Below are 21,472 nucleotides of genomic sequence, written 5' to 3' on the forward strand. Positions count from 1 at the left end.
GACGCCGGGGTGACTTCGCACGCTTGCCGTGCACGACGCGGCCTACGGGTGACAGCCTCGAGGGGACGTGACGACGATACAAACGAGACCCGACCGTTCCGCCCAGAGCCCGTGGCCTGCACTGATCGTCGGGCTGGTGGGCGTGCTGGCCGCGCTGGCGCTGCCGTTCGCGCCGGTGTGGGTGGCGTCGAGCACGCTGACGTGGCCGGACCCGGACCGGGCAGCCACGTCGAACCCGACGCGGGAGACCGCGTCGAGCACCGCGATGATCGTCCCGTACCGGCCGGCGAGCGTGACCGCCGTCGTCCCGTGCTCGGCGCTGCGCGCCGCAGCCGACCGGAACGCGCCGACGGTGCTCGACACCGGCGGCGGTGGCGTCCTCGTTACCGCCGACGCCGCCGGCGCGGCCGCGATCGTCGGCGACCAGCGCGTCACCGTCCCGGTCCCGCCCGGTGACTGCCGCACCGTCATCCGGTCGACGCCCGACGGCATGGCCGTCGACACCGCCGACGGCCGGACCGTGACGCTGGCCAGCGCACCCGTGCCCCGGGTGTTCGGCTTCCAGACCGCACTCGACGAGGCCGATGCCGCGGGCCTGACCGTGACGCTGTCGACGATCGACCGGTTCACGACTTCGCCGTCGCCGCTGAAGTGGGCGCTTATCGTGGTGGCGCTGCTGGCCGCGACGGGGAGCCTGGTCCTTCTGCCGGGATCGCCGTCGCGGCGGCCTTCGAGACGACCCAGGTGGCGACCGCGCCGCGTGTGGTGGGTCGACGCCGGGGTGGTCGGCGTTCTCGCCGGCTGGGCGGTGATCGGACCGCTCGCGGTCGACGACGGCTGGGCCACGATGATCGCCCGCAACGTCGCCGCCACCGGCAATCCGGGCAACTACTACCGCTGGTGGAACGCCGCCGAGGTGCCGTTCGCATTCAGCCAGGAACTGCTGTCGGGGCTGACGACTGTCAGCGTCGCACCGCTGTGGCTGCGGCTGCCGAGCACCGCGCTGGCGATCGCCACGTGGTTCGTGCTCAGCCGCGGCGTCCTCGGCGCGGCGCTGCCGGTGCGGTCGGCAACGGTCCGTGGACGACTGCTCGCGGCGCTGTGCCTGCTCGCCACGTGGCTGCCGTTCAACCTCGGCACGCGGCCGGAGTCCTACGTCGCCCTCGGCGTCACCGCCGTTCTCGCGCTGGCGATGCGTGCTCGTTCGCCTCGTGACGTCGGACTGGTGATCCTGTCGGCCGCGCTCGTCGTGCCGATCAGCCCCAACGGCGCGCTGGTGGTCGCGCCGGTGGTGGTGTTCGCCCCGACGCTGTGGGCGGCGCTGCGGTCGGGTGCGGCATCGCGATCGTGGGCCGCGGCTTACGTGCTGACGCTCGCGTCGGTGGCCGCGGTGTCCGTGGTGCTCGTCTTCGGCGACCAGACGTCGGACGCGCTGATCACCGCCACCGACTGGCATACGTTCTACGGGCCGGCGCTTCCGTGGTATGAGGAGCCCGATCGCTACGCGTACCTACTCCAGTCCGATCAGCAGGGCAGCTTCGCCAAGCGGGCGGCCGTACTGCTTACCGTCGCAATGGTTCTCGTAGTCCTGGTGTTGCGGTGGCGACGTCCGGACTTCGTGGCGCGGGCGGCGGCCCGCCTCGCCGCGGTCGTGCTGCTGACGCTGGCACTGTTCTCGCTGGCCCCGTCGAAGTGGTCGTACCACCTGGGCGCGGCGGCAGGACCGTTCGCCGCGCTGCTGGTGGTCGCGGTGGTGCTCGTCGCGCGGCGGGCGCGGACGCCGGACCGCCGTACCGTCGTGGCCGCGGCATTCGGCTCCGCGCTCCTGACGTGGGCTGCGGTGGTGTCGTTCGCCGGACCCAACGCATGGTGGGTCCCCGCGGTCTACGACGTGCCGTGGCCGACGGAATCTCCTGCGCCGCAGGGTATTTCACTGGTGTGGCTGATAATCGCCGGCGCGGCGCTGGTATTACTAGCCAGCGGGCGGGTAACGGAAGCGCCCGCGGCACTCGTCGTCGTCGCCCTTGCTACGTCGGTGGCCGTCATGCTGGGCTCCTTCGTTGCCGCGCCGCTGCGGCGGCCGGAGGGCTCGCTCGCGAGGGCTAACATCGGTCGGCTCACCGGGGAGCGGGTGTGCGGCCTTGCCGACGACGTGGAGGTGCTGCCCGACGGTCCGGTGCTGCGCGCCGCCCCCGACACCGACCCCGACCGCGACGCCGACGCCGACCAACTCGACGGCTTCGTCCGTGCCGACGGCTACCCACCCGACGCCGCGCCTCCCGACCCGCCCGGCGTGGGCACGTCGGAATTCCTCTGGGGCAGCTGGGCCGAACCCGACCCCGGCCGGGCGTCGCTGACGAGCCGCTGGTTCGCGGTGCCCGCACTCGCCGCCGACGGTGGCCTGGCCGTGTCGGTGGCGGGCCGCACCGACGACGGCAACCGACTGGTCTTCGACTTCGGCCGCGCCGACGGCGCCGACGTGACGCCGCTGGGTGAGCGCTCCCCCGCCGACCGGCCCGCATCCGACGAGGATTCGGCCGAACCGCTGTGGCGGTCGATCGGCATCGACGCACCTGACGTCCCCGCAGGCGCCGACCGCGTCAGGATCCGCGCTGACGACGGCCGCACCGACGCCCTGGGCTGGCTTGCGGTGACGGGCCCGCGACTGCGATCAGTGGTGCCGCTGAACCGCTTCCTCGACACCCGCGGCCCAGTGCTCGTCAGCTGGCCGCAGGCGTTCCTCTTCCCGTGCGTGCGCGACGCGCCCACCATCGTCGCGGGCGTCGTCCAGACACCGCGGGCGGTGATCGAGTCGCCGCGGCCGTACTCCGCCGACGACCGGAAGGCCGACATCGGCGGCAGCTTCGCCGGACTCGTCGCCTTCGACGACCTGCACGAGATGCCGACGCGGCTGCGCGGCCGACCCGAGGTCGACTGGGGCGGCCTGCTTTTGCCGCCCGATACCACCGCCGTCGACGACTACTCCCACGCCGTCACACGACGCCTGGTGCCCGGGATTCACGGCGTCCCGGCGGTGCAGCCGGAGAGGTGACGACGCCCGGCGTGGCACGATGTCGCGCATGGCGACCGTCGGGCAGTGGATCGAAGGCGCCCGCCCCAGGACGCTGCCGAATGCGGTGGCCCCGGTGATAGCGGGCACGGGCGCGGCGGCTTGGCTCGGCGAGGCCGTGTGGTGGAAGGCGCTGCTGGCGCTGGTCGTGTCGCTGGCGCTGATCGTCGGCGTCAACTACGCCAACGACTACTCCGACGGCATCCGCGGCACCGACGACGTGCGCGCGGGCCCGCTGCGCCTGGTCGGGTCGAAGGTGGCGTCACCCCGCGCGGTGCTGACCGCCGCGCTCGTCAGCCTCGGCATCGGCGCCGCAGCAGGCCTCGCGCTGGCCATCGTCAGCCAGCCGTGGCTGATCGCCGTGGGTGCCGCCTGCATCGCGGGCGCCTGGCTCTACACCGGTGGCTCCAAGCCGTACGGATACCTCGGGCTGGGTGAGGTCGCGGTGTTCGTGTTCTTCGGCCTGGTCGCGGTGCTCGGCACCCAGTACACCCAGGCGCTGCGGATCGACTGGGTCGGCGCCGCGGCCGCGGTGGCCGTCGGCTCGCTGTCGTCGGCCGTGCTGGTCGCCAACAACCTGCGCGACATCCCGACCGACCGGGAGTCCGGGAAGATCACCCTGGCCGTGCGGCTCGGCGACCCCCGCACCCGCGTGCTGTTCCACGTGCTGCTGGCCGTCCCCGTCGTGGCGGCACTGGTGCTGGTGCTCGCGACGCCGTGGTGTGCGGCCGGGCTGCTGGCGCTGCCGCTGGCCGTGCGAGCTTCGGCCCCCGTGCGCAAGGGCCTCGGCGGCCGCGACCTCATCCCCGTGCTGCGCGACACCGGGCTCACGATGCTGGTGTGGTCGGTCGCGGTGGCCGCGGCGCTCGCCTTCGGCTGACGCCGGGCTAGCCCAGCGCGTCGACCAACCGGTCCAGGTCGTCCGCGGTGTTGTAGAGGTGGAAGCCCACTCGCACCGCACCCGCCCGCACCGCGGCGCGGATGCCTGCGCCGGCCAGTAGCTCCGCCGCGTCGGCCGAGACGCCCGCGGGGATCGACACGATGGCCGACTCGCAGCCCGGCGCCGACGGTGGCAGGGACAGCTCGGCCCGCAACCGGTTGGCCAGCCCGACGCAGTGCGCCTCGACCGCGGCGGCGTCCAGCGAGGCGAGCCACGGCAACGTCAACCCCGATCCGAGCGCCCCGAACCACGCCGGTGACGCGTCGAACCGGCGCGCGTCGCCCGCCAACCGCAGCGGCAGCCCGTAGATCGTCGACCACGGGTGCTCACCGGCGTACCAGTTGGCCGCCAGTGGTGTCATCGCGTCGGCCACCCTGTCGCTCAGAGACATCCACGCGGTGCCGCGCGGCGCCAGCAGCCACTTGTAGACCGCTCCGACCGTGACGTCGGCCCACCCCAGATCCAGCCGCTTCCAGCCGACGGCCTGGGTCACGTCGACCACCGACAGCACGTCGGTGCCCGCCAGGCGCGAGCGCAGCGCCTCGGCGTCGAGGACGGCGCCGCTCGCGGACTGCACCAGGCTGACCGTCACGACGTCGTAGGCGTCGGCCGCGTCCAGCAACTCTTCCGGCGGCAGTTCGGTGACGGTGACGCCGCGGCCCACGTGCGCGGCGAACGGAAAGGTGGTGCTGGTGAATTCGCCGGCCAGCGTCGCGACCCGGCTGCCATCCGGGACCGCCGCGGCCACCAGTGCGAGCAGTGCCGAGACGCTGCCGCCCATCGCCACCGACTCGGTCCGGGTTCCAGTGAGCGCCGCATACGCCGTCCGCCCGCGCAGTACGTGCTCGTCGAACGACGGCGGCGCCATGGTGCCCGCCTGCCATTGCCTCAGATGCTCGGACAGCTCGTCGGTCAGGAACGTGGGCGGCAGCCCGTAGGTCGGCGAATTCAGAAAGCCGACCGCGCCGGGGAACTCGGCACCGAAGGCGTGGCGGGCGGCAGGGCTGCCGGACGTCATCAACTCGTCACCCCGAGGTGGAGTCGTCGCCGCGCAGCCGGGCGCGCAGCTGTTCCCGTTCGGTGCGACGGCGTTCGTCGAACGCCGCGATGCTGGCCGTGGCCCGGCGGCGCAACGGCGCGAAGGCCCAGATGCCAAGGGGCAGTGCGACGACGATCGCAAACAGCAGCGCGACGACGAGCGGGAACTGGTCGACCACCAGGCTGCCGGCCGCGTAGATCACCCCCGTGAGCACTGCCACGAGCACGAGGCGTGCGGCGGCGTAAGCCACCACGTCGAGCAGCATTCGGGATCCGGGCCGACCATCAGACACGGGTCTGACACTACCGACGACGCGTATGCTGGTGGCAAGGAGGTTTTCGTGCAGTATTTACTCCTCGTCCTCATTCTGGCGGGTTTGGCGTACGCGGCGTGGCGGTTGATGCGCGCATCCGCCAGTGCCCCGAGGCCGAAGATCGTGGGCCCGGACGACGACCCGGACTTCCTTCGCAGGCTCAACCATCCGGACCCCGACAGCCGCACCTGAGCGGGTGCGGCGCGGGGTTCAGCCAGCCGGGGGAAATCCGCCGGCAACCGTGGCCGCCAACTCGACCAGCGCCTCGCGGGTTTCTGCCCGCAGCCGTTCCAGGTCGACCTCTGCGCCCTCTTCCAGATGCGGGTCGAATGGCAGCGTCTGGACCGCCCGGCAACGCCGGGCGAAGTGGTCCACCACCTTCTCCATGTCGACGCGGGTACCGCCCCTGCCCCGGCGTCCGCGGACCGCGTTGACCACCACGATGGAGTTGCGCACCAGATCTTGGTAGCCGTGGGCATCGAGCCAGTCCAGCGTCGCCGACGCACTGCGGGCACCGTCGACCGCGCCCGAGCTGACGATGATCAGCACGTCGGCCTTGTCCAGCACCGCCGACATCGCCGAGTGCAGCATGCCGGTACCGCAGTCGGTCAGCACCAGGCTGTAGTAGCGCTCCAGCACTTCGAGCGTGCGCTGGTAGTCCGCCGAGCTGTAGGCCTCCGACACCGCGGGGTCGCTCTCCGACGCCAGCACCTCGAGGCGGCTCGGCCCCTGGGAGGTGTAGCGCCGGACGTCGCTGTAGCTGGTGATGCCCTCGGCGTCGCGCAGCAGGTGGCGCACCGTCGACGGCGTCTCCAGCGGAACCTTCTGGCTCAGCGTGCCGCGGTCGGGGTTGGCGTCGACGGCGATGACCCGATCACCCCGGATCGACGCGAACGTCGCGCCGAGCGTCGCGGTGACGGTGGTCTTGCCGACACCGCCCTTGAGCGACAGCAGTGCGATCCGGTAGCACCCGCGCAGCGGCCGGTCCACCTGCGCGGTGAGCGTCCTGCGCCGAAGCTCGTTCGGCCCCTCGCCGACGTTGACGAGCGTGCCGGTGCCCAGGTAGACCCAGCGGCGCCAGCCGTTGGGCGGCTGTTGCTTGGGCCGGCCGAGCAGCGCGACGGTCGTCGGGTCGAGGTACGGCGCGGGCAGCGCGGGCTCGGTGGCCGGTGGCGCGGGTTGGGCGGCCGCGGCCCGCAGCGGGGCGACGGGTATGCCGTGCGGCGGCGTCGGTGCAGTCCACTCGGGTGGCACGGTCTCCGACGGGTCGACGAACCGGCCCTGGGCCCGAAAGCTCAACTCAGCCGACCCCTGCGTACGAGTGCAACCCGACGGTCACCAGGTTGATGAAGAACAGGTTGAACACCATGGCCACGAAGCCCACGACGTTGATCCACGCGGCCTTCTTGTCGCGCCAGCCTGCGGTCGACCGGGCGTGCAGGTACGCGGCGTAGACGACCCAGGCGATGAACGAGACCGTCTCCTTGGGATCCCAGCCCCAGTACCGGCCCCACGCCTCCTCGGCCCAGATCGCGCCGAAGATCACGCCGAACCCGAAGATCGGGAACGCGAAGATCGTCGTGCGATAGGCGATGCGATCGAGGGTCTGGGCGTCGGGCAGGCGCGACACGATGGTCGCCATGACGCCATCGCGGCCCGGGTCGTTGAGCTTCGACATCTTGACCAGGAACAGGATGCTGGCCACGCCTGCGACGAGGAACACCCCGGATCCCAGGCTGACCACCGACACGTGGATCGGCAGCCAGTACGACTGCAGCGCGGGCATCACCGGGGCGGCGTGGGTGTAGAGCCACTTGCCCGACACCGTCAGCAGGATCAGCACCGGCGCGAGCACGAACACCCACAGCGCGCGGAACTGCGGGCGGCGCAGCACGACCGCGGCCGCCACCAGCCCGCAGAAGCAGGTCAGGTTGATGAACTCGTACATGTTGCCCCACGGCACGCGCGAGGTGGCGAAGCCGCGCAGCACGATGCAGACGAACAGCATCGCGATGCCGACGTAGGCCAGCGCGAGACCGGCGCGGCCGATTCTCTCGTCGACCGGACGCCGCGGCGCGTCGGTCACGACGCCGGGCCGGGCGCTGTCGGCGGTCACGGCGCCGCCGCCGGAGGTGACCAGCTCGCGGGCCTCGACCTTGCGGCTCCGGCTGTAGGCCAGTTCGACGGCCAGCAGCAGCAGCGCGGCGACCAGCACGACGACGGACGTCGTGAACGCCCAGTCCGAGTAGCGGGCCAGGCCTATGTCGATGTCGTATGTGTTCACGCGATCCCGCCTTGCTTGTCTTGCGACCCCGGCAGCAGCCGTTCGGTCAGCTTCTCGAACTCGTCGCCCCAGCCGGAGTTGTCGGTGCGTGCGAGGCCGCCCAGCTCGACGCCAACGGTACCCGCCCCAGTAGGCGTGATCCGAACCCACACGCGCCGTCGGCGCACCAACAGCGACACCAGCAGACCGGCCATCATCGTCATCGACCACACCAGCACCCACACCTGCGCCGGATCGTGGGAGACCTGCAGGTTGATGAACGGCTCGGCGCTGTCGAAGCGGATCACCGTGCCGTCGGCCAGCCGGGTCGACTCCCCCTCGGCGAGGTTGACGCGCGCTTCCTTCTTCAGCCGCTCCTGGCCGATCAGGCGCGGGTCGAGCGAGAAGATCGACTGCGGCCTTCCGGTGTCGAGGCCGGTGTCACCGCGGTACACGTCGATGGCCACCGCGGGGTCGTTGAGCGCGGGGAAGCTCGACGACAGCAGCGTCCCGTCCAGCTGCTGAGTCGGCGCGAACAGGCCCTGGATGGCGATCTGGTTGCGGCGCCGCTCGCGGTCGTCGGGGTAGGTGCCGCCGGGCGGGTCGAACCGCATGACTCCCGACGACAGCAACGTCAGTGCCTCGTCGGGCCGCCACTGCACGGTTTGGGTGCGGGTCTGGCCGTCCGGGAACGTCACGGTGAACGTCGGCGCGTAACCGTGGCCCTGCAGGTAGATGCGGTCGCCGCCGAGGCGCAACGGGTGGTTGACCTCCAGCCGGTACTGCCGCCAGGTGTCGGAGTTCAAGTCCTCGCCCGCCTGGTACTCGACGTTCGCGGCGAACGACAGGGCCTGACCGCTGGGCAGGTAGTCGGCGTCGAAGTCGTTGACGCGCAAGCAGATCGGATTCAGCGACGTGCCGTCCACGGTGTTGCCCGCGCGGAACGAGTCGAACGCCGCAGGCGACGCCGAGCAGAATCCGGGCCCGCCGTTGGCGATGACGATCACGTTGCCCTCGTACCCGAACAGCTTGCCGACGGCGATCGCGACGAGCAGTCCGAGTAGCGAGAAGTGGAAGACGATGTTGCCGAACTCGCGCAGATAGCCCTTCTCGGCAGAGATCTCGGTGACGTCGCCATCGGTGCGGGTGGTGCGCCGCCAGCCCTTCAGGTTGCGTTCCACCTCGGCCACGACGGTCGCGGGCTCACCGGGTACGTCGGCGCGGTGGTGCTTGGGCAGCCTGCCCAGGTTGCGCGGAGCCGCCACCGGCGTGGCCCGCAGGCTGCGGACGTGCTCGGCGAGTCGGGGCGTGAGGCACCCGACCAGCGACACGAACAGCAGCACGTAGATCGAGGTGAACCAGAAGCTGGCGAATACGTCGAACGCCTGCAGTCGGTCCAGCCACGGTCCGATCGTCGGGTGTTCGGCGAGGTACTCGTCGACCTTGCCCTGGTTCAGCGAGCGTTGCGGCAACAGCGCGCCCGGGATCGCGGCCAGCGCCAGCAGGAACAGCAGCACGAGCGCGGTGCCCATCGAGGTGAGCGTCCGCCACGTGTTGCGGATCAGCGCGAAGACGCGTCTCACAGCGGCAACCTGACGTCACTGACGAACGCGTCGCGCACCCAGGACACGAACTCGGCCCACAGCCCCGTCACCAGCGCGAGGCCGACGAGGATCAGCAGCGCGCCGCCGAAGAGCTGAATGGTCCGGGTGTGCCTGCGCAGCCAGCCCAGCCCGCGCATCGCCCGCGCCGAGCCGAAGGCCAACGCCACGAACGGGATGCCGAGACCCAGGCAGTACGCGATCACCAGCGTCACGCCGCGGGCGACGTTGGCGCCCTCGGTCGCCGAGGCCATCGCGATCACCGCTGCCAGCGTCGGACCCAGGCACGGGGTCCAGCCCAGCCCGAACACCGCACCGAGCAGCGGCGCCCCGGCCAGCGTCGACACCCGCTTCGGGGTGAACCGGGTGTCACGCTGCAGCGCGGGGACGAAGCCGATGAACACCAGGCCCATCACGATCGTCACCACGCCGCCGATGCGTTGCAGCAGAACCTCGTTCGCGATCAGCGTAGTCGTCATGCCGAGCACGGCCACCGTGCCGAGCACGAACACCACGGTGAAGCCCGCCACGAACAGTGTCGTCGCGCCGGCGACCCGCAGCCGCGCGGTGCGCACCGCGGTGTTCGTGCTCGGGCCGCCGCCCGGCTCGTCCTCCACGCCGACGATCGCCGCGAGGTAGGACAGGTAGCCGGGCACCAGCGGCACCACGCACGGCGACGCGAACGACACCAGCCCGGCGAGCGCACTGACCGCCAGCGCCAACGCCAACGGCCCGGTCGCCATCAACTGGTCGACCTGGTCGAAGGTGGCGGCGAGAACGGTCACTGCGGCTGGGACTTCACTTCTCGGCCGCCAGCCGCTCGACGACGGGCCGCAGGTCCTCGGCGAGCAGTTCGCGTAGGAACACCGCGGCGACCCGGTGCTGGCGGTCCAGCACGATCGTCGACGGGATCACCGTCGTCGGGTACTTGCCGCCGAACGCGATCATCGTCCGCATCGCGGGGTCGTAGATGGACGGGAAGGTGATCTTGCGGTCGACGACGAAGTCGACGGCGGCGTCGCGGTTGTTGTCGCGGACGTCGATGCCGAGGAACGCCACGCCCTTGGCCTTGGTCGCGTCGTACACCTTTTGCAGCTCCGGCATCTCCGACCGGCACGGACCGCACCACTGCCCCCAGACGTTGATCACCACGACCTGGTCCTCGAAGTCTTGAAGGGACACGGTCTTCGCCGGGTCCCGCAGCTCCGGGCCCTTGATCGAACCCGGCTTGCCGCGCGCTTCCGGCGGGTCGTAGACGATGTCGGTCTTGCCGCCGGGCGCCACGAACTCGAACGTCCCGCCCTGCGCGACGGCGTCGTCCCCGGTGGAGCATCCGCTGAGCAGCACCGCCGACAGCGCCACCACACACGCGAGCAGACGTCTCACTAGAGTCCCCAGGGCTCCGTGTAGCCCCAGCGGACCAGCTCGTCACCGGCGAACGTGAACGACGTGATCGACGCGAGGTTGCACAACCTGCTGTGCGGCAACGGAAGATGCGGCAGCTTGCGGCCCGTCATCGCCCGTCGCAGCGTCTCGACCGGCAACTGGTGGCTGACGCACACCGCCTCGTGACCGACAGCGCGTGCCCTGGCGCGGTGCAGCGCGGCCATCATGCGCGGCGCGATCTCCTCGTACGGTTCGCCCCACGACGGCCTGCGCGGGTTGCGCAGCTTGAGCCAGTTCCGCGGGTCGCGCAGCGCGCCGTCACCGGGCGCCACCTTCTCACCCTCGAACTGGTTCCACGACTCGATGAGGTCGGCGTCGGTGTCGATGGGCAGACCGTGCGCGGCCGCGATCGGCGCGGCGGTCTCCTGCGCACGCTCCAGCGGCGAGGCGACCACGTACACGACGTCGTTGCGCGCCAACCAGTCTGCGGCGGACTGCGCCTGGCGCCGGCCCCGGTCCGACAGGTGGTAGTCGGGCAGTCGGCCGTAGAGCACCTGCTCGGGGTTGTGCACCTCGCCGTGGCGCATCACGTGCACCGTCGTGATGTCGCTCATGCGGGCTGCTCTGCTTCTGCTGCGGCGCGCGCCGCGGCAGGCAGGGCCGCGCCGATGCGCTCGAACGCCTCGTCGTCGAGGGCCGCCGAGCAGAACCACGTCTCGAACGCGCTGCACGGCGGGTACACGCCCGCGTCGAGCAGGGCATGGAAGAACGCAGGGAACCGCCACGTGTCGGTCGCCTTGGCCGATGCGAAGTCGGTGACCGGGGCATCGGAGAAGAACACGCTGAACATGTTGGCCGCGCGCGAGATGCGGTGTGCCACCGAGGCTTCGGTGAGCGCGTCGCTCACCATGCCCGACAGCCGGTCGGCGTTGGCGTCGACCCTGGCGTAGACGGCATCGTCGGCGGCGCGCAGCGTGGCGAGCCCGGCGGCCATCGCGACGGGGTTACCCGACAGCGTGCCCGCCTGGTACACGGGGCCGATCGGTGCGAGCCGCTCCATCACGTCGGCGCGGCCACCGAATGCCGCGGCGGGCAGCCCACCGCTCATCACCTTGCCGAACGTCAGCAGGTCCGCGGCGACGCCGTCGATGCCGAACCAGCCCGCGCGGCTGACCCGGAAACCCGTCATCACCTCGTCGAGGATCAGCAGGGCGCCGTGGGCGTCGGTGATGCGGCGCAGTTCGGCGTTGTAGCCCGGCAGCGGGGCGACGGTGCCCATGTTGCCCGCCGCGGCCTCGCTGATGACGCATGCGATCTGATCGCCGAACTCGGCGAACGCGGCTTCGACGGCGGCGACGTCGTTGTAGGGCAGCACGATGGTGTCGACGGTCGCAGCGCCGGTGACACCCGGTGAGGACGGCAGGCCCAGCGTCGCCACACCCGAGCCCGCGTCGGCCAGCAGGGCGTCGCTGTGCCCGTGGTAGCAGCCGGAGAACTTGACGATCTTCGGCCGGCCCGTGAAGCCACGCGCCAGCCGGATCGCGCTCATGGTCGCCTCGGTGCCCGAGTTCACCAGGCGGATGCGCTCGACCGGCGCCACCCGCTCGATGATCTCCGTGGCGAGTGCGGTCTCCGCCGGTGTCGGCGCACCGAAGGACAGACCGTCCACCGCCACCCGCCGGACCGCCTCGACGACCTCGGGGTGCGCGTGCCCGAGCAGCGCGGGACCCCAGGAGTTGACCAGGTCGACGTACTCGTTGCCGTCGGCGTCGGTGAGCCGGTAGCCCTTGGCCGAGGTGATGAAGCGCGGGGTGCCGCCGACGGAGTTGAACGCCCGCACCGGCGAGTTGACCCCGCCCGGGATGACGGCGGCGGCCTCGGCGAACAGGCGCGCCGATACCTCGGTGGATCGCTTGGCCGTCCGGTCGCTAACTGGCATGACTCCAGTCTCCCAGTCGGCCCTGCAGCGTCAACTACAGGGTGTAGTGGGCCTGCACACGTCGCCTACCGGGGCTGCACGCGCGCCCGGATCGGCCCCTTCGCCACGGTGGTGAACGGCACGTCGACGGGGAACTCGGCGTCGAGCGAGTGCACCCGGACCGCGCGGACGATGGTCGCGAGCGCGAGCGTGGTCTCGAGCATCGCGAAGTGCTCCCCGATGCAGGACCTCGCACCGCCGGCGAACGGGATGAACTGCCAGCGGTTGCGCTTCTTCATCCGCTCGGGAGTGAAGCGGTCCGGGTCGAAGGTCAGCGGGTCGTCCCAGACTTCGGGGTCGCGGTGCAGGGCGTAGATCCCGACGGCGACGAGCGTGCCCTTCTCCACCCGGTAGCCGTCGACCTCGATGTCGCGCGTGGCCAGCCGTCCGACACCGGCGGCGGGCGGGCACAGCCGCAGCGCTTCACGCAGCACCTGCACGGTGTAGCCGAGCCGGCCGACGTCGGCCGACGTGATCTCGCGGTCGCCGAGTGCAGCGGCCTCGGCGGCGACGCGGTCCTGCACGTCCTGGTGGTGACCCAGAGACCACAGCGCATACGTCAGCGCGGTCGCCGTGGTGTCGTGGCCTGCCAGCATGAAGATCAGCAGGTCGTTGGAGATGTCGTCGTCGGAGATCGGGCGCCCGGTCTCGGGGTCGGTCGCGGCGATCAGGGCGTGGACGAGCGGGGCGTCCCGGCTCGGGTCCGCGCGGCACGCCGCCAGGATGTCGTCGGTGACCTTGCGCATCGCGGCCACCGCGATGCGGGCGCGCCGGCGTGCCGGGGTGGGCAACCAGCGCGGCGCGCGGAACGGCCGCAGCGCGCGGTCGGCGGTATAGGACGAGGCGACGTGCATGTGCGCCGCGATCTCGTCGGCACGTTCGTTGAGGTCGATCCCCAGCACCGATCGGCCGAGCGACTGCATGGTGATCCTGCGGCAGGCCAGATCGAGGTCGATGTCGGCACCGGCAGTGGTGGCGGCACCGCGGGATCGCCACTCGTCGACGAAGACCTGAGCGGCACGCGACATGTGGCCGCCAAAGGCCTTCACGTGCGGCCTGGTGAACACCGGCTGCAGCGCGCGGCGGCGGGGCCGCCACTGCTCGTTGGGCAGCACGAACAAACTGTCGCCCGCCATGTGGCGTACTTCCTCGTGCACGATGCAGCGTTCGGAGAAGGCGTCGCTGCGGCCGAGGACGTCGCGCACCGCGCTCGGCGACATCACCGACACCAGCGGCGGCACCAGCCACTTGGGTCCGATCGCAACGCGCGTGATGCGGCCGCCCGCGGCGCGGATGACCTCCTGGCCGGAGTCGAGGTTGCGGACCGCCTTGATCAGCTCGCGGTAGGGCAGCGGGTTGCGCGGCACCAGCGGCAGCGCGGCCGGATCGGTCACGCGGTCTCCCTCTCGCGCCACACCAGCGGCTCGCCCTCGGCCTTGGTCATCACGGTGCCCGCCATTACTCGCAGTCGGTACGGCCGCAGGCGCAGGACCGCGAACTGCTCGGTCGTGGGTCCGTCCGCCCACATCGGGATGATCCTCGGGTCGTAGCCCACGGGCTCGGGACCGTGAAGGAACTTGTCCCACACGGCCTTTCGGGTCTCGTCGTCGGTGTGCCACTGCGCGGCGCAGTCGGCGCTGCAGGTGTCGTGCGTGGGCGCCCAGTAGCTCACCGACATCTCGGGATGGGCATCGAGGTGGGCCCGCTTGATCGGCGTCGGCACGGTGGCGATCCAGCCCGTCAGGTCGGTTCCGTCCCACTCCCAGATGGGATGCAGGATGCGGGTGCGCGGCCTGCCGTCGGGGTCGACGGTCGCGACCGACGCCCACACGATGGAATGTGCCATGTCGCGGAACGCAGGCGCGACTCGAACGAGCGAGTTCACGCCCCAAGCCTAGGGGGCTACTCGTCCGCTTCGTGACCCCTGGCGTTCTGCTCGCCGCCCATCACGTCCTCACGCTTGATCCCGCCTTCGGCGACCTCGCCGTACTTCGGGTTGCCGTCGTCGTCCAGCCAATCGGCGACCGCTGTACCCGTGACGGTGTTGCTGGTGCCCGGCATCACGCGCGTCTCCCGGGTGTCGTCCTGGCTGCGCGCCATCTCCTTGGCAGCCTCGCGATGCTCATCGGTGACCTCGGGTTTCTCGGTCAGCTGCTTCTCCTGGCCGTCGGCGTCCTGCTCGCTCTTGTCGCTCGTGTCCTGGTCCGTCATGACCACTGGCTGCCCAAAACTGTGATCTACGAAACAGTGCGCCGGTCAGACCCGGGCACCTCTCAGTGCGAGAGGCAGGCTGGGCAGGAAGTGCCGCGCAGCGAACTCGCGGATCTGGTCGGGGGTGTCGAGGCGCTCGGCGGTCGGCAGCAACAGCGCCATGGCCGCGTACCGCAGGATCGTGTCGGCGAGGTCGTCGACCACGTCGGCACCCACCCGGTCGGCAAAGCCGGGCGGGAAGATCACCCGCAGCGCCTCGGCCATCCGCTCGATGGCCGCCGGGTAGTGCTGGCGCGCCAGGTCGAGCACCAGCGCGGGCTCCTCGGTCATCATCCGGTTGAGCACCCGGTGACCGCGGAACCGCAGGATCGCGCTCGTGAAGGCCTCGACGTAGTAGTTCGACTGCGGTCCGGCCTGGCTCAGCTCCTGCGCGATGTCGGCGAACAGCGCCACGTTCTCGCGCTCGATGACGGCGCCCACGAGTTCGTCGCGGTTGGCGAACCGGCGGTAGATCGTGGTCCTGCTGACCCCGGCGCGGCGCGCCACGTCGTCGAGGGCCACCCGCCGAAAGCCGTGCCGCTCGAACTCGACGAGGGCGGCGTCGAGGATCAGCTCCGTCGCGTCAGACCCGGCCATAGCCGGTCTGCGCGTAGGTGTTGTAGCGCACCTTCATCGGCAGCCGGTTCCACACCCAGTTCACCGGCGCGGAGCGCCACAGCGCGGCGAACGCCTGGTACGCCTTCTCCTGTCGGTCGGTCCACGGCAGCTCGAGCAGGTCACGGGCCCGTGGCGGCAGTCCGCCGGTGGTGAGGAACGCCGCGACGGGGTTGAACAGCGGCGCGACGACGCGCCACACCAGCGGTGCGACGCCCTTGGGCTTGGGGAATCCCTTGGTGACGTAGCCGACGCCGTACCGGGCCGTCTGATGCGCGACGACGATCTCGTTCATCATCCGGTCCCAGTACTCGACGAAGCCGGCGTAGTCGGCGGGCATGGGCCGGTCGCTGACGCCGTAGCGGCGGTACCACGTCTTCGACTCAAGGTAGATCCGTTCCTTCTCGGCGTCGGTCAGACGCTTGACGAACGTGTCGGCGAAGTACAGCACCTGCTCGACGAACGTGGCGTGCGCCCAGAAGTACGTCTCGGGGTCGAGTGCGTGGTACCTGTCGCCACTCGGCATGTCCCCCTTGATGTCCCGGTGGAAGTCGCGCACCTGCGTACCGGGATGGTCGTCGTCGCTGCCGTAGACCGTCGTCATGATCGGGGGGATGGAGCGCTTGACCCGCGCGGCGGTGTCGTCGAAGAAGACCGAGTGATCCAGGACGCCCTGGCCCAGCTCGGCGAGCATGTTCTGCAGCACGGCGGGCCGGGGTCCGATCAGGTACATCCGGTTGTCGCCGAAGTACTTCCACACCAGCGAATCGGGACCCAGCGGCAGTGCGTCGTCGTGCGCGGCGGGCGACGCGTCGGCGCGGCGTCCATTCTCGGCGAGTTCGGTCATCGGAACAGTGTTACAGATTCCGTACTTTGTACCAATGCTGGTGTGAGCAGGGTCACCGACCGCGCGCGCGAGCCACCCCGACCACGGCGAGGACCCCGGCGACCGTGGCCAGGACCAGCGACAGCGTGATCAGCGAGGGGTCGTAGGCGTCGATGGTCCGCAGCGGCTCGTTGGCCGCGACCGGCGGCGCCAATTGGTTCGAACGGGCGGCGATCCAGCACGCCACGCATCCCACCGCCGCGAGCACGGCGACAACGAGTTCGACGATCGCGCGCACCCTCACGACTCGTCCACCAGCGACTCGAGTGCGGCCCGCAGCTGTCGGTGCTTGCGTGCCCACGCCTGCGCGGTCCTGGCGTTCGACAACTTCAATCCGATGCCCGTGCGGCCCCTGGGCACGCCGGTCAGTTCGCCGATCGCGCGCGCCGACTGCCACTTCTCGACCTCCGACCCGGAGGCCTCCGGGTAGATCCTGACGATCTCGGCGATCCGGATGGTCTCGGCGCCTTGGCGCAGGTACTCCGGGGTCAGCTCGACCGAGGTGTGAATGCGAGCCGCCTTCACCTGGATCGACAGGAAGCCGGTGACCAGGACGAAGAACACGAACGGCACCAGCAGGTCGATGCCGTACCCGGCCCAGACCTGGATCAGCAGCATGGCGCCGCCCGATGCGGGCCCGGCCGCGGCCCACCACCACGTGGCGCCGGGCTCGCGGAACAGCACCTGCTGGTCGGTGGCGGTCACGTCTTGGCTCCGAACCACTCGCGGACCGGTTCGCGGCGCAGCAGCAGGGCACCGGTGATCAACAGGATCATCGAGACGCCGACGATCGCGATCACCGCGATGCCCGCGCCGAGCAGCAGCAGCAGCGCCATGAACGCGACCGACGCCATGGCCAGACCGACGCCCGCGCTGGCGAACCGGGCCTCACCCCGACGAGCCCGGCCCGCGAGGTAACCCTGCGCGAGGCCTGCCGCGATCAGCAGGACGCCGGTGACGATCACCAGGGGCGCGCCTCCCTGGCTCAGCGTCAGCATGCCCAACGCGGCGATCAGGACGGCTGCGGTCACCCAGCACCAGAACGCGGTGTCCACGATGCGCGGGCGCTGCGCAGGGGTGTCGGGCATGGTCGGGCCAGCCTATCGGGTGAAGAACCCGTGAGCGTCCTTGCGGTGCAACAGGTAGATGCCTCCCGCAATCAGCACGGCGCCGAGGATCACGCACACCGCATACGCCGACGCGGCGACCGCGGACCGTTCGCTGCCGAACAGGTTGCCGACCACGTAGACCACCGACGCGGCGCCGCCACCGGTCAGGACGGTACGCGCCCACCGGTACCGTGCGCGCATCAACAGCAGCAGCGTGGACACCAGCACCAGCACCACGACCGCGACGAAGCCCGCGAAGGCGTCGACGATCCCGCTCATCGCTCGCGTGGGTGCGGTGACCTGGTCGATGACGTAGCCCGCCGTCATCAGCGGCAGCGCAACCGCCCACAACCAGAAGCCGGTCACCACGTCCTCGGGTGGGCCGCCCGGGGTCTGGTCGGTGGGTTCGGTCGGGTTCACGCCAGCCAGGTGGCGGCCTCGGCCGCCCAGTAGGTCAGCACGATGTCGGCCCCCGCGCGCCGGATGCTGATCAACGTCTCCAGCGCCACGGTGGGCAGGTCTACCCAGCCGTTCGCGGCGGCGGCGCTGATCATTGAGTACTCGCCCGACACCTGATACGCGGCAACGGGAACCGGCGATGTGTCGGCGGCCGCGCGGAGCACGTCGAGGTACGCCATCGCCGGCTTCACCATGATGATGTCGGCGCCCTCGTCGATGTCGAGTTCCACCTCGTGCAGGGCCTCGCGCGCGTTGCCCGGGTTCTGCTGATAGGTGCGCCGGTCCCCCGCCAGGCTCGACGCCACCGCCTCGCGGAACGGGCCGTAGAAGCCGGACGCGAACTTCGCGGCGTAGGCCAGGATCACGACGTCGGTGTGGCCCGCGGCGTCGAGTCCATCGCGGATCGCGGCCACCTGGCCGTCCATCATGCCGCTGGGGCCGACCACGTGGGCACCCGAATTGGCTTGCGCTACAGCGAGAGCGACGTACCGATCGTTGGTGGCGTCGTTGTCCACCCGCCCCTCGACGTCGAGGACGCCGCAGTGGCCGTGGTCGGTGAACTCGTCGAGGCAGGTGTCGGCCATCAACACCGTGGCGTCACCGACCTCGGCCGACAGGTCCCGCAGCGCGACGTTGAGGATGCCGTCCTCCGCGATGCCGACCGACCCGAGTGCGTCCTTGTCCTCGTCCCGCGGCACGCCGAAGAGCATCAGTCCGCCGACGCCCGCCGCCACCGCATCGGTGGCGGCGCGCCGCAGCGATTCGCGGGTGTGCTGCACGACGCCGGGCATCGACGCGATGGCGCGCGGTTCGCCGATGCCGTCGGCGACGAACATCGGCAGCACCAGATGCCGTGGCTCCAGCGACGTCTGGGCCACCAGCCGGCGCATGGCCGGGGTGCTGCGCAGCCGCCGGGGACGGTGACGGGGAAAGGCCACTGAGGTCTACCGGATCTACCGGCGACGGCTCTTCTTGCGCGGAGGCGGCAGTGCACCCTCGGCCCGCAGCCGCGCTGCGTGCTCGGCGAGCGCCTCGACCAGCGGGCCCACGGCCGCCGTCTCGGGCTGCACGTCGACGCGGAGGCCGAATTCCGCTGCGGTCTCGGCGGTCTTGGGCCCGATGCACGCCACGATCGTCCGGGCGTGCGGCTTGCCCGCGATGCCGACGAGATTGCGCACCGTCGAACTCGACGTGAAGCACACCGCGTCGAAGCCACCGGTCTTGATCATCTCGCGGGTCTGGGCCGGCGGCGGTGCGGCACGCACCGTGCGGTAGGCCGTGACGTCCTCGATCTCCCAGCCGCGGTCGCGCAGACCCTCGGCCAGCGTCTCGGTGGCGATGTCGGCACGAGGCAGCAGCACCCGGTTCACCGGGTCGAAGATGTCGTCGTACGGCGGGAACTCGTCGAGCAGGCCCAGCGAGGACTGCTCACCCGAGGGCACCAGCTCCGGATTGATCCCGAACGCGCGCACCCGGTCGGCGGTGGCCTGTCCAACGCACGCGATCTTGACGCCGGAGAAGGCCCGCGCGTCCAGACCGAATTCGTTGAACTTCTCCCACACGGCGCGAACGGCATTGGTGGAGGTGAACACGACCCACTGGAACCGGCCGTCGACCAGACCCTTGACCGCACGCTCCATCTGGGCGGGGCTGCGCGGCGGCTCGACGGCGATGGTCGGCACCTCGATCGGCAGCGCGCCGTGGCCGACGAGGCGATCGCTCATCTCGCCGGCCTGGTCCTTGGTGCGCGGGACGAGCACGGTCCAGCCGTACAGCGCCCGGCTCTCCCACCAGTTCAGCTTCGCGCGGTTGGCGACGGTCTTGCCGATCGTCGCCACCAACGGGCCTGCCAGCGGTCCGGCAGGCTCACTGCCCGTGAGAGTGGCCTTGTCGAGCAGACCCGACAGCGACGTCTCGACCGAACGCTGCTGGCACGTGGTGCCGTTCGCGGTGACCACGCAGGGCGTGGTGTCGGTCAGGCCGTACTCGATCAGCGTGCGGGCGGCCTCCGGCAGGTGCGACGCCGTGGCGTGCAGGATCAGAGGGCCGGGGGCGGCGGCCAGCGCAGCCCAGTCCACGTCGCCACGCACGTCGGCGACGGTGTGCGAAGAGCCCAGCGGCAGACCGGCATACGTCGGCACGGCCGTCGTGGCGGGTAGCCCGGGCACGATCTCGAAGTTCGCCTGCGTCCGCGCCACCGCGGTCACCTCGGCCAGCACGGCGTCCACCGACAGCGGATCGCCCGCGACCAGTCGCACCACGTCGACGCCGGTGCGAGCCTCGTTGACCAGGGTCTTGGCGACCTCGGCCGGGTCTCCGAGCGCGGGACGCACGTCCACGCCACTCGGCAGCCCTGCACCGGTCGGCACGGCGTCGGTGTCGCCCGCCGGGTCGTCCACCGGCGCTTCGGGACCCGATGCCGGAGGCAGGTCCGACCCGATCAGGGCCAGCACCGCCTCGGGCACGTCTGGGTCGGTGAAGGCCAGCGCAGCATTGGTGAGCACTGTGCGTGCCCGCGTCGTCAGCAGGCCGGGGTCACCCGGGCCTGAACCGACGAAGGTGATGCGGCCGGGCTTCAGCTTGCGCCCTCGGATGGTCATCCTTCGCTCCCGCTTTCAGTCCGCTCCGCCAACAGATCTCGCGCACCCAGCTCGAACAACTCCGCGGCCACCGAGAGCCCTAGCTCTCGTGCCCGATCGGGAGCCCCGATGCCGGACGCACGGATCACGTCGGATCCGTCCAGCGTCGCCACGCAGCCGCGCAACGACAACTCATCGAAGACATTGCCCTCCTCGTCGATGGACTCGACCACTTCTGCGATCGCTCCCACCGGCGCGGAGCACCCCGCCTCCAGTTCGGCGAGCAGGACACGCTCGGCGGTGACCGCGGCGCGCGTGTCGGGATCGTCCAACTGCCCGAGCAGCGCGGCCAACTCGACGTCGCCCGCACGACACTCCACCGCAAGCGCACCTTGAGCCGGCGCCGGCAACATCTGCACCGGCTCAATCGTCTCGGTGACTGCGTCGAGCCGACCGATGCGGGCGAGACCCGCACGGGCGACGACGACGCCGTCGAGATCACCGTTAGTAACCCTGTTCAACCTGGTGTCTAGGTTGCCTCGTAGGGGGCGAATTTCCAAACCGAGACCCAGTGCTCTAAGCTGCGCCGTCCGCCGCGGGCTCGACGTGCCGATCACGGACCCGGGCGGCAACTCCCCCAGCACCATGCCGTCGCGGGCCACCAGGGCGTCGCGGGCGTCCTCGCGGACGGGTATCGCGGCGATCACGAAGCGCTCGTCGTTGGCGGTCGGCAAATCCTTGTACGAGTGCACCGCCATGTCGACCCGGTTGTCGGCGATCGCCTCGCGCAGGGCCTGGGTGAACACGCCCACGCCGATGTCGGCGATGGGCGCGCTGGAGCGGTCTCCGTCGGTGGAGACGATGACCAGTTCGGCGGCGTGCCCCCTGGCGATCAGAGCGTCCCGGATGGTCCCGGCCTGTGTAGTGGCGAGCAGGCTGCCTCGGGTGCCGATCCGGATGATCGTGTCGTTGCTCGATGCGGAG

24 protein-coding genes are annotated in these 21,472 nt (G+C 70.9%); 3 read left to right on the top strand and 21 right to left on the bottom strand.

What is annotated here, in order from left to right; translation table 11 throughout:
* Positions 1 to 67 precede the first annotated feature (67 nt).
* On the top strand, positions 68 to 3,052 hold the full coding sequence (locus G6N61_RS14980; protein ID WP_163919233.1) for an arabinosyltransferase domain-containing protein: 2,985 nt from the start codon (positions 68 to 70) through the stop codon (positions 3,050 to 3,052).
* Between the two features lie 28 nt (positions 3,053 to 3,080).
* A complete protein-coding gene (locus tag G6N61_RS14985; protein ID WP_163919234.1) occupies positions 3,081 to 3,950 on the top strand; it encodes a 1,4-dihydroxy-2-naphthoate polyprenyltransferase in 870 nt (289 codons plus the stop codon).
* Positions 3,951 to 3,957: 7 nt separating this feature from the next.
* Here the strand turns inward: G6N61_RS14985 and G6N61_RS14990 are convergent, their stop codons facing one another.
* Entirely contained in the window at positions 3,958 to 5,028 is a 1,071-nt protein-coding gene (locus G6N61_RS14990) for an aminotransferase class V-fold PLP-dependent enzyme (protein ID WP_163919235.1), read from the bottom strand.
* 7 nt (positions 5,029 to 5,035) lie between these two features.
* A complete protein-coding gene (locus tag G6N61_RS14995; protein WP_163924838.1) occupies positions 5,036 to 5,314 on the bottom strand; it encodes a DUF4229 domain-containing protein in 279 nt (92 codons plus the stop codon).
* A gap of 75 nt (positions 5,315 to 5,389) precedes the next feature.
* Between G6N61_RS14995 and G6N61_RS15000 the strand changes: the two genes are divergently transcribed.
* Positions 5,390 to 5,554 (top strand): hypothetical protein, encoded by a 165-nt coding sequence (locus tag G6N61_RS15000; RefSeq protein WP_170314472.1) that lies wholly within the window; start codon positions 5,390 to 5,392, stop codon positions 5,552 to 5,554.
* Positions 5,555 to 5,572: 18 nt separating this feature from the next.
* Here the strand turns inward: G6N61_RS15000 and G6N61_RS15005 are convergent, their stop codons facing one another.
* The 19 genes from G6N61_RS15005 to hemC form a co-directional block, all read right to left on the bottom strand.
* Positions 5,573 to 6,661 carry a MinD/ParA family ATP-binding protein gene (locus tag G6N61_RS15005; RefSeq protein WP_163919236.1) on the bottom strand — a complete coding sequence of 363 codons (1,089 nt, stop codon included), beginning with the start codon at positions 6,659 to 6,661 and terminating at the stop codon, positions 5,573 to 5,575.
* 1 nt (position 6,662) lies between these two features.
* Positions 6,663 to 7,646: a c-type cytochrome biogenesis protein CcsB gene (ccsB, locus tag G6N61_RS15010; protein WP_163919237.1), complete on the bottom strand. Its 984-nt coding sequence runs from the start codon at positions 7,644 to 7,646 to the stop codon at positions 6,663 to 6,665.
* Positions 7,643 to 9,157 (bottom strand): cytochrome c biogenesis protein ResB, encoded by a 1,515-nt coding sequence (locus G6N61_RS15015; protein ID WP_163924840.1) that lies wholly within the window; start codon positions 9,155 to 9,157, stop codon positions 7,643 to 7,645. The genes ccsB and G6N61_RS15015 overlap by 4 nt, the downstream gene beginning before the upstream one ends.
* A gap of 47 nt (positions 9,158 to 9,204) precedes the next feature.
* Positions 9,205 to 9,969 carry a cytochrome c biogenesis CcdA family protein gene (locus G6N61_RS15020; RefSeq protein ID WP_163924839.1) on the bottom strand — a complete coding sequence of 255 codons (765 nt, stop codon included), beginning with the start codon at positions 9,967 to 9,969 and terminating at the stop codon, positions 9,205 to 9,207.
* Between the two features lie 55 nt (positions 9,970 to 10,024).
* The gene (locus G6N61_RS15025) at positions 10,025 to 10,612 is read right to left on the bottom strand and encodes a TlpA disulfide reductase family protein (RefSeq protein WP_235887553.1); all 588 of its coding nucleotides are present in this window, start codon (positions 10,610 to 10,612) and stop codon (positions 10,025 to 10,027) included.
* On the bottom strand, positions 10,612 to 11,226 hold the full coding sequence (locus tag G6N61_RS15030; protein ID WP_163919238.1) for a histidine phosphatase family protein: 615 nt from the start codon (positions 11,224 to 11,226) through the stop codon (positions 10,612 to 10,614). The genes G6N61_RS15025 and G6N61_RS15030 overlap by 1 nt, the downstream gene beginning before the upstream one ends.
* Complete coding sequence (gene hemL / locus G6N61_RS15035) at positions 11,223 to 12,551, bottom strand: glutamate-1-semialdehyde 2,1-aminomutase (RefSeq protein ID WP_163919239.1); 1,329 nt, start codon at positions 12,549 to 12,551, stop codon at positions 11,223 to 11,225. The genes G6N61_RS15030 and hemL overlap by 4 nt, the downstream gene beginning before the upstream one ends.
* 65 nt (positions 12,552 to 12,616) lie before the next feature.
* Positions 12,617 to 13,984: a cytochrome P450 gene (locus tag G6N61_RS15040; protein ID WP_235887554.1), complete on the bottom strand. Its 1,368-nt coding sequence runs from the start codon at positions 13,982 to 13,984 to the stop codon at positions 12,617 to 12,619.
* The gene (locus G6N61_RS15045; RefSeq protein WP_276078542.1) at positions 13,981 to 14,436 is read right to left on the bottom strand and encodes a pyridoxamine 5'-phosphate oxidase family protein; all 456 of its coding nucleotides are present in this window, start codon (positions 14,434 to 14,436) and stop codon (positions 13,981 to 13,983) included. Before G6N61_RS15045 ends, G6N61_RS15040 begins: the two co-directional genes overlap by 4 nt.
* A 56-nt stretch (positions 14,437 to 14,492) precedes the next feature.
* On the bottom strand, positions 14,493 to 14,801 hold the full coding sequence (locus G6N61_RS15050; protein WP_179973628.1) for a hypothetical protein: 309 nt from the start codon (positions 14,799 to 14,801) through the stop codon (positions 14,493 to 14,495).
* Positions 14,802 to 14,846: 45 nt separating this feature from the next.
* On the bottom strand, positions 14,847 to 15,437 hold the full coding sequence (locus G6N61_RS15055; RefSeq protein WP_163919241.1) for a TetR/AcrR family transcriptional regulator: 591 nt from the start codon (positions 15,435 to 15,437) through the stop codon (positions 14,847 to 14,849).
* Positions 15,424 to 16,302 (bottom strand): oxygenase MpaB family protein, encoded by an 879-nt coding sequence (locus tag G6N61_RS15060; RefSeq protein WP_163919242.1) that lies wholly within the window; start codon positions 16,300 to 16,302, stop codon positions 15,424 to 15,426. Before G6N61_RS15060 ends, G6N61_RS15055 begins: the two co-directional genes overlap by 14 nt.
* Before the next feature lie 52 nt (positions 16,303 to 16,354).
* Positions 16,355 to 16,585: a hypothetical protein gene (locus G6N61_RS15065; RefSeq protein WP_163919243.1), complete on the bottom strand. Its 231-nt coding sequence runs from the start codon at positions 16,583 to 16,585 to the stop codon at positions 16,355 to 16,357.
* A complete protein-coding gene (locus G6N61_RS15070) occupies positions 16,582 to 17,046 on the bottom strand; it encodes a transport-regulating membrane protein Mce1N (protein ID WP_163919244.1) in 465 nt (154 codons plus the stop codon). Before G6N61_RS15070 ends, G6N61_RS15065 begins: the two co-directional genes overlap by 4 nt.
* A complete protein-coding gene (locus G6N61_RS15075; protein WP_163919245.1) occupies positions 17,043 to 17,429 on the bottom strand; it encodes a hypothetical protein in 387 nt (128 codons plus the stop codon). The genes G6N61_RS15070 and G6N61_RS15075 overlap by 4 nt, the downstream gene beginning before the upstream one ends.
* A gap of 12 nt (positions 17,430 to 17,441) precedes the next feature.
* Positions 17,442 to 17,870, bottom strand: a complete 429-nt coding sequence (locus tag G6N61_RS15080; RefSeq protein ID WP_163919246.1) for a hypothetical protein — start codon at positions 17,868 to 17,870, stop codon at positions 17,442 to 17,444.
* Positions 17,867 to 18,847 (bottom strand): porphobilinogen synthase, encoded by a 981-nt coding sequence (gene hemB / locus G6N61_RS15085; RefSeq protein ID WP_163919247.1) that lies wholly within the window; start codon positions 18,845 to 18,847, stop codon positions 17,867 to 17,869. The genes G6N61_RS15080 and hemB overlap by 4 nt, the downstream gene beginning before the upstream one ends.
* A gap of 15 nt (positions 18,848 to 18,862) precedes the next feature.
* The gene (locus tag G6N61_RS15090; RefSeq protein ID WP_163919248.1) at positions 18,863 to 20,509 is read right to left on the bottom strand and encodes a bifunctional uroporphyrinogen-III C-methyltransferase/uroporphyrinogen-III synthase; all 1,647 of its coding nucleotides are present in this window, start codon (positions 20,507 to 20,509) and stop codon (positions 18,863 to 18,865) included.
* Positions 20,506 to 21,450 (bottom strand): hydroxymethylbilane synthase, encoded by a 945-nt coding sequence (gene hemC, locus G6N61_RS15095; protein ID WP_163924843.1) that lies wholly within the window; start codon positions 21,448 to 21,450, stop codon positions 20,506 to 20,508. The genes G6N61_RS15090 and hemC overlap by 4 nt, the downstream gene beginning before the upstream one ends.
* Positions 21,451 to 21,472: the final 22 nt, after the last annotated feature.

Source organism: Mycolicibacterium arabiense (assembly GCF_010731815.2).
GTDB classification, from domain to species: domain Bacteria; phylum Actinomycetota; class Actinomycetes; order Mycobacteriales; family Mycobacteriaceae; genus Mycobacterium; species Mycobacterium arabiense.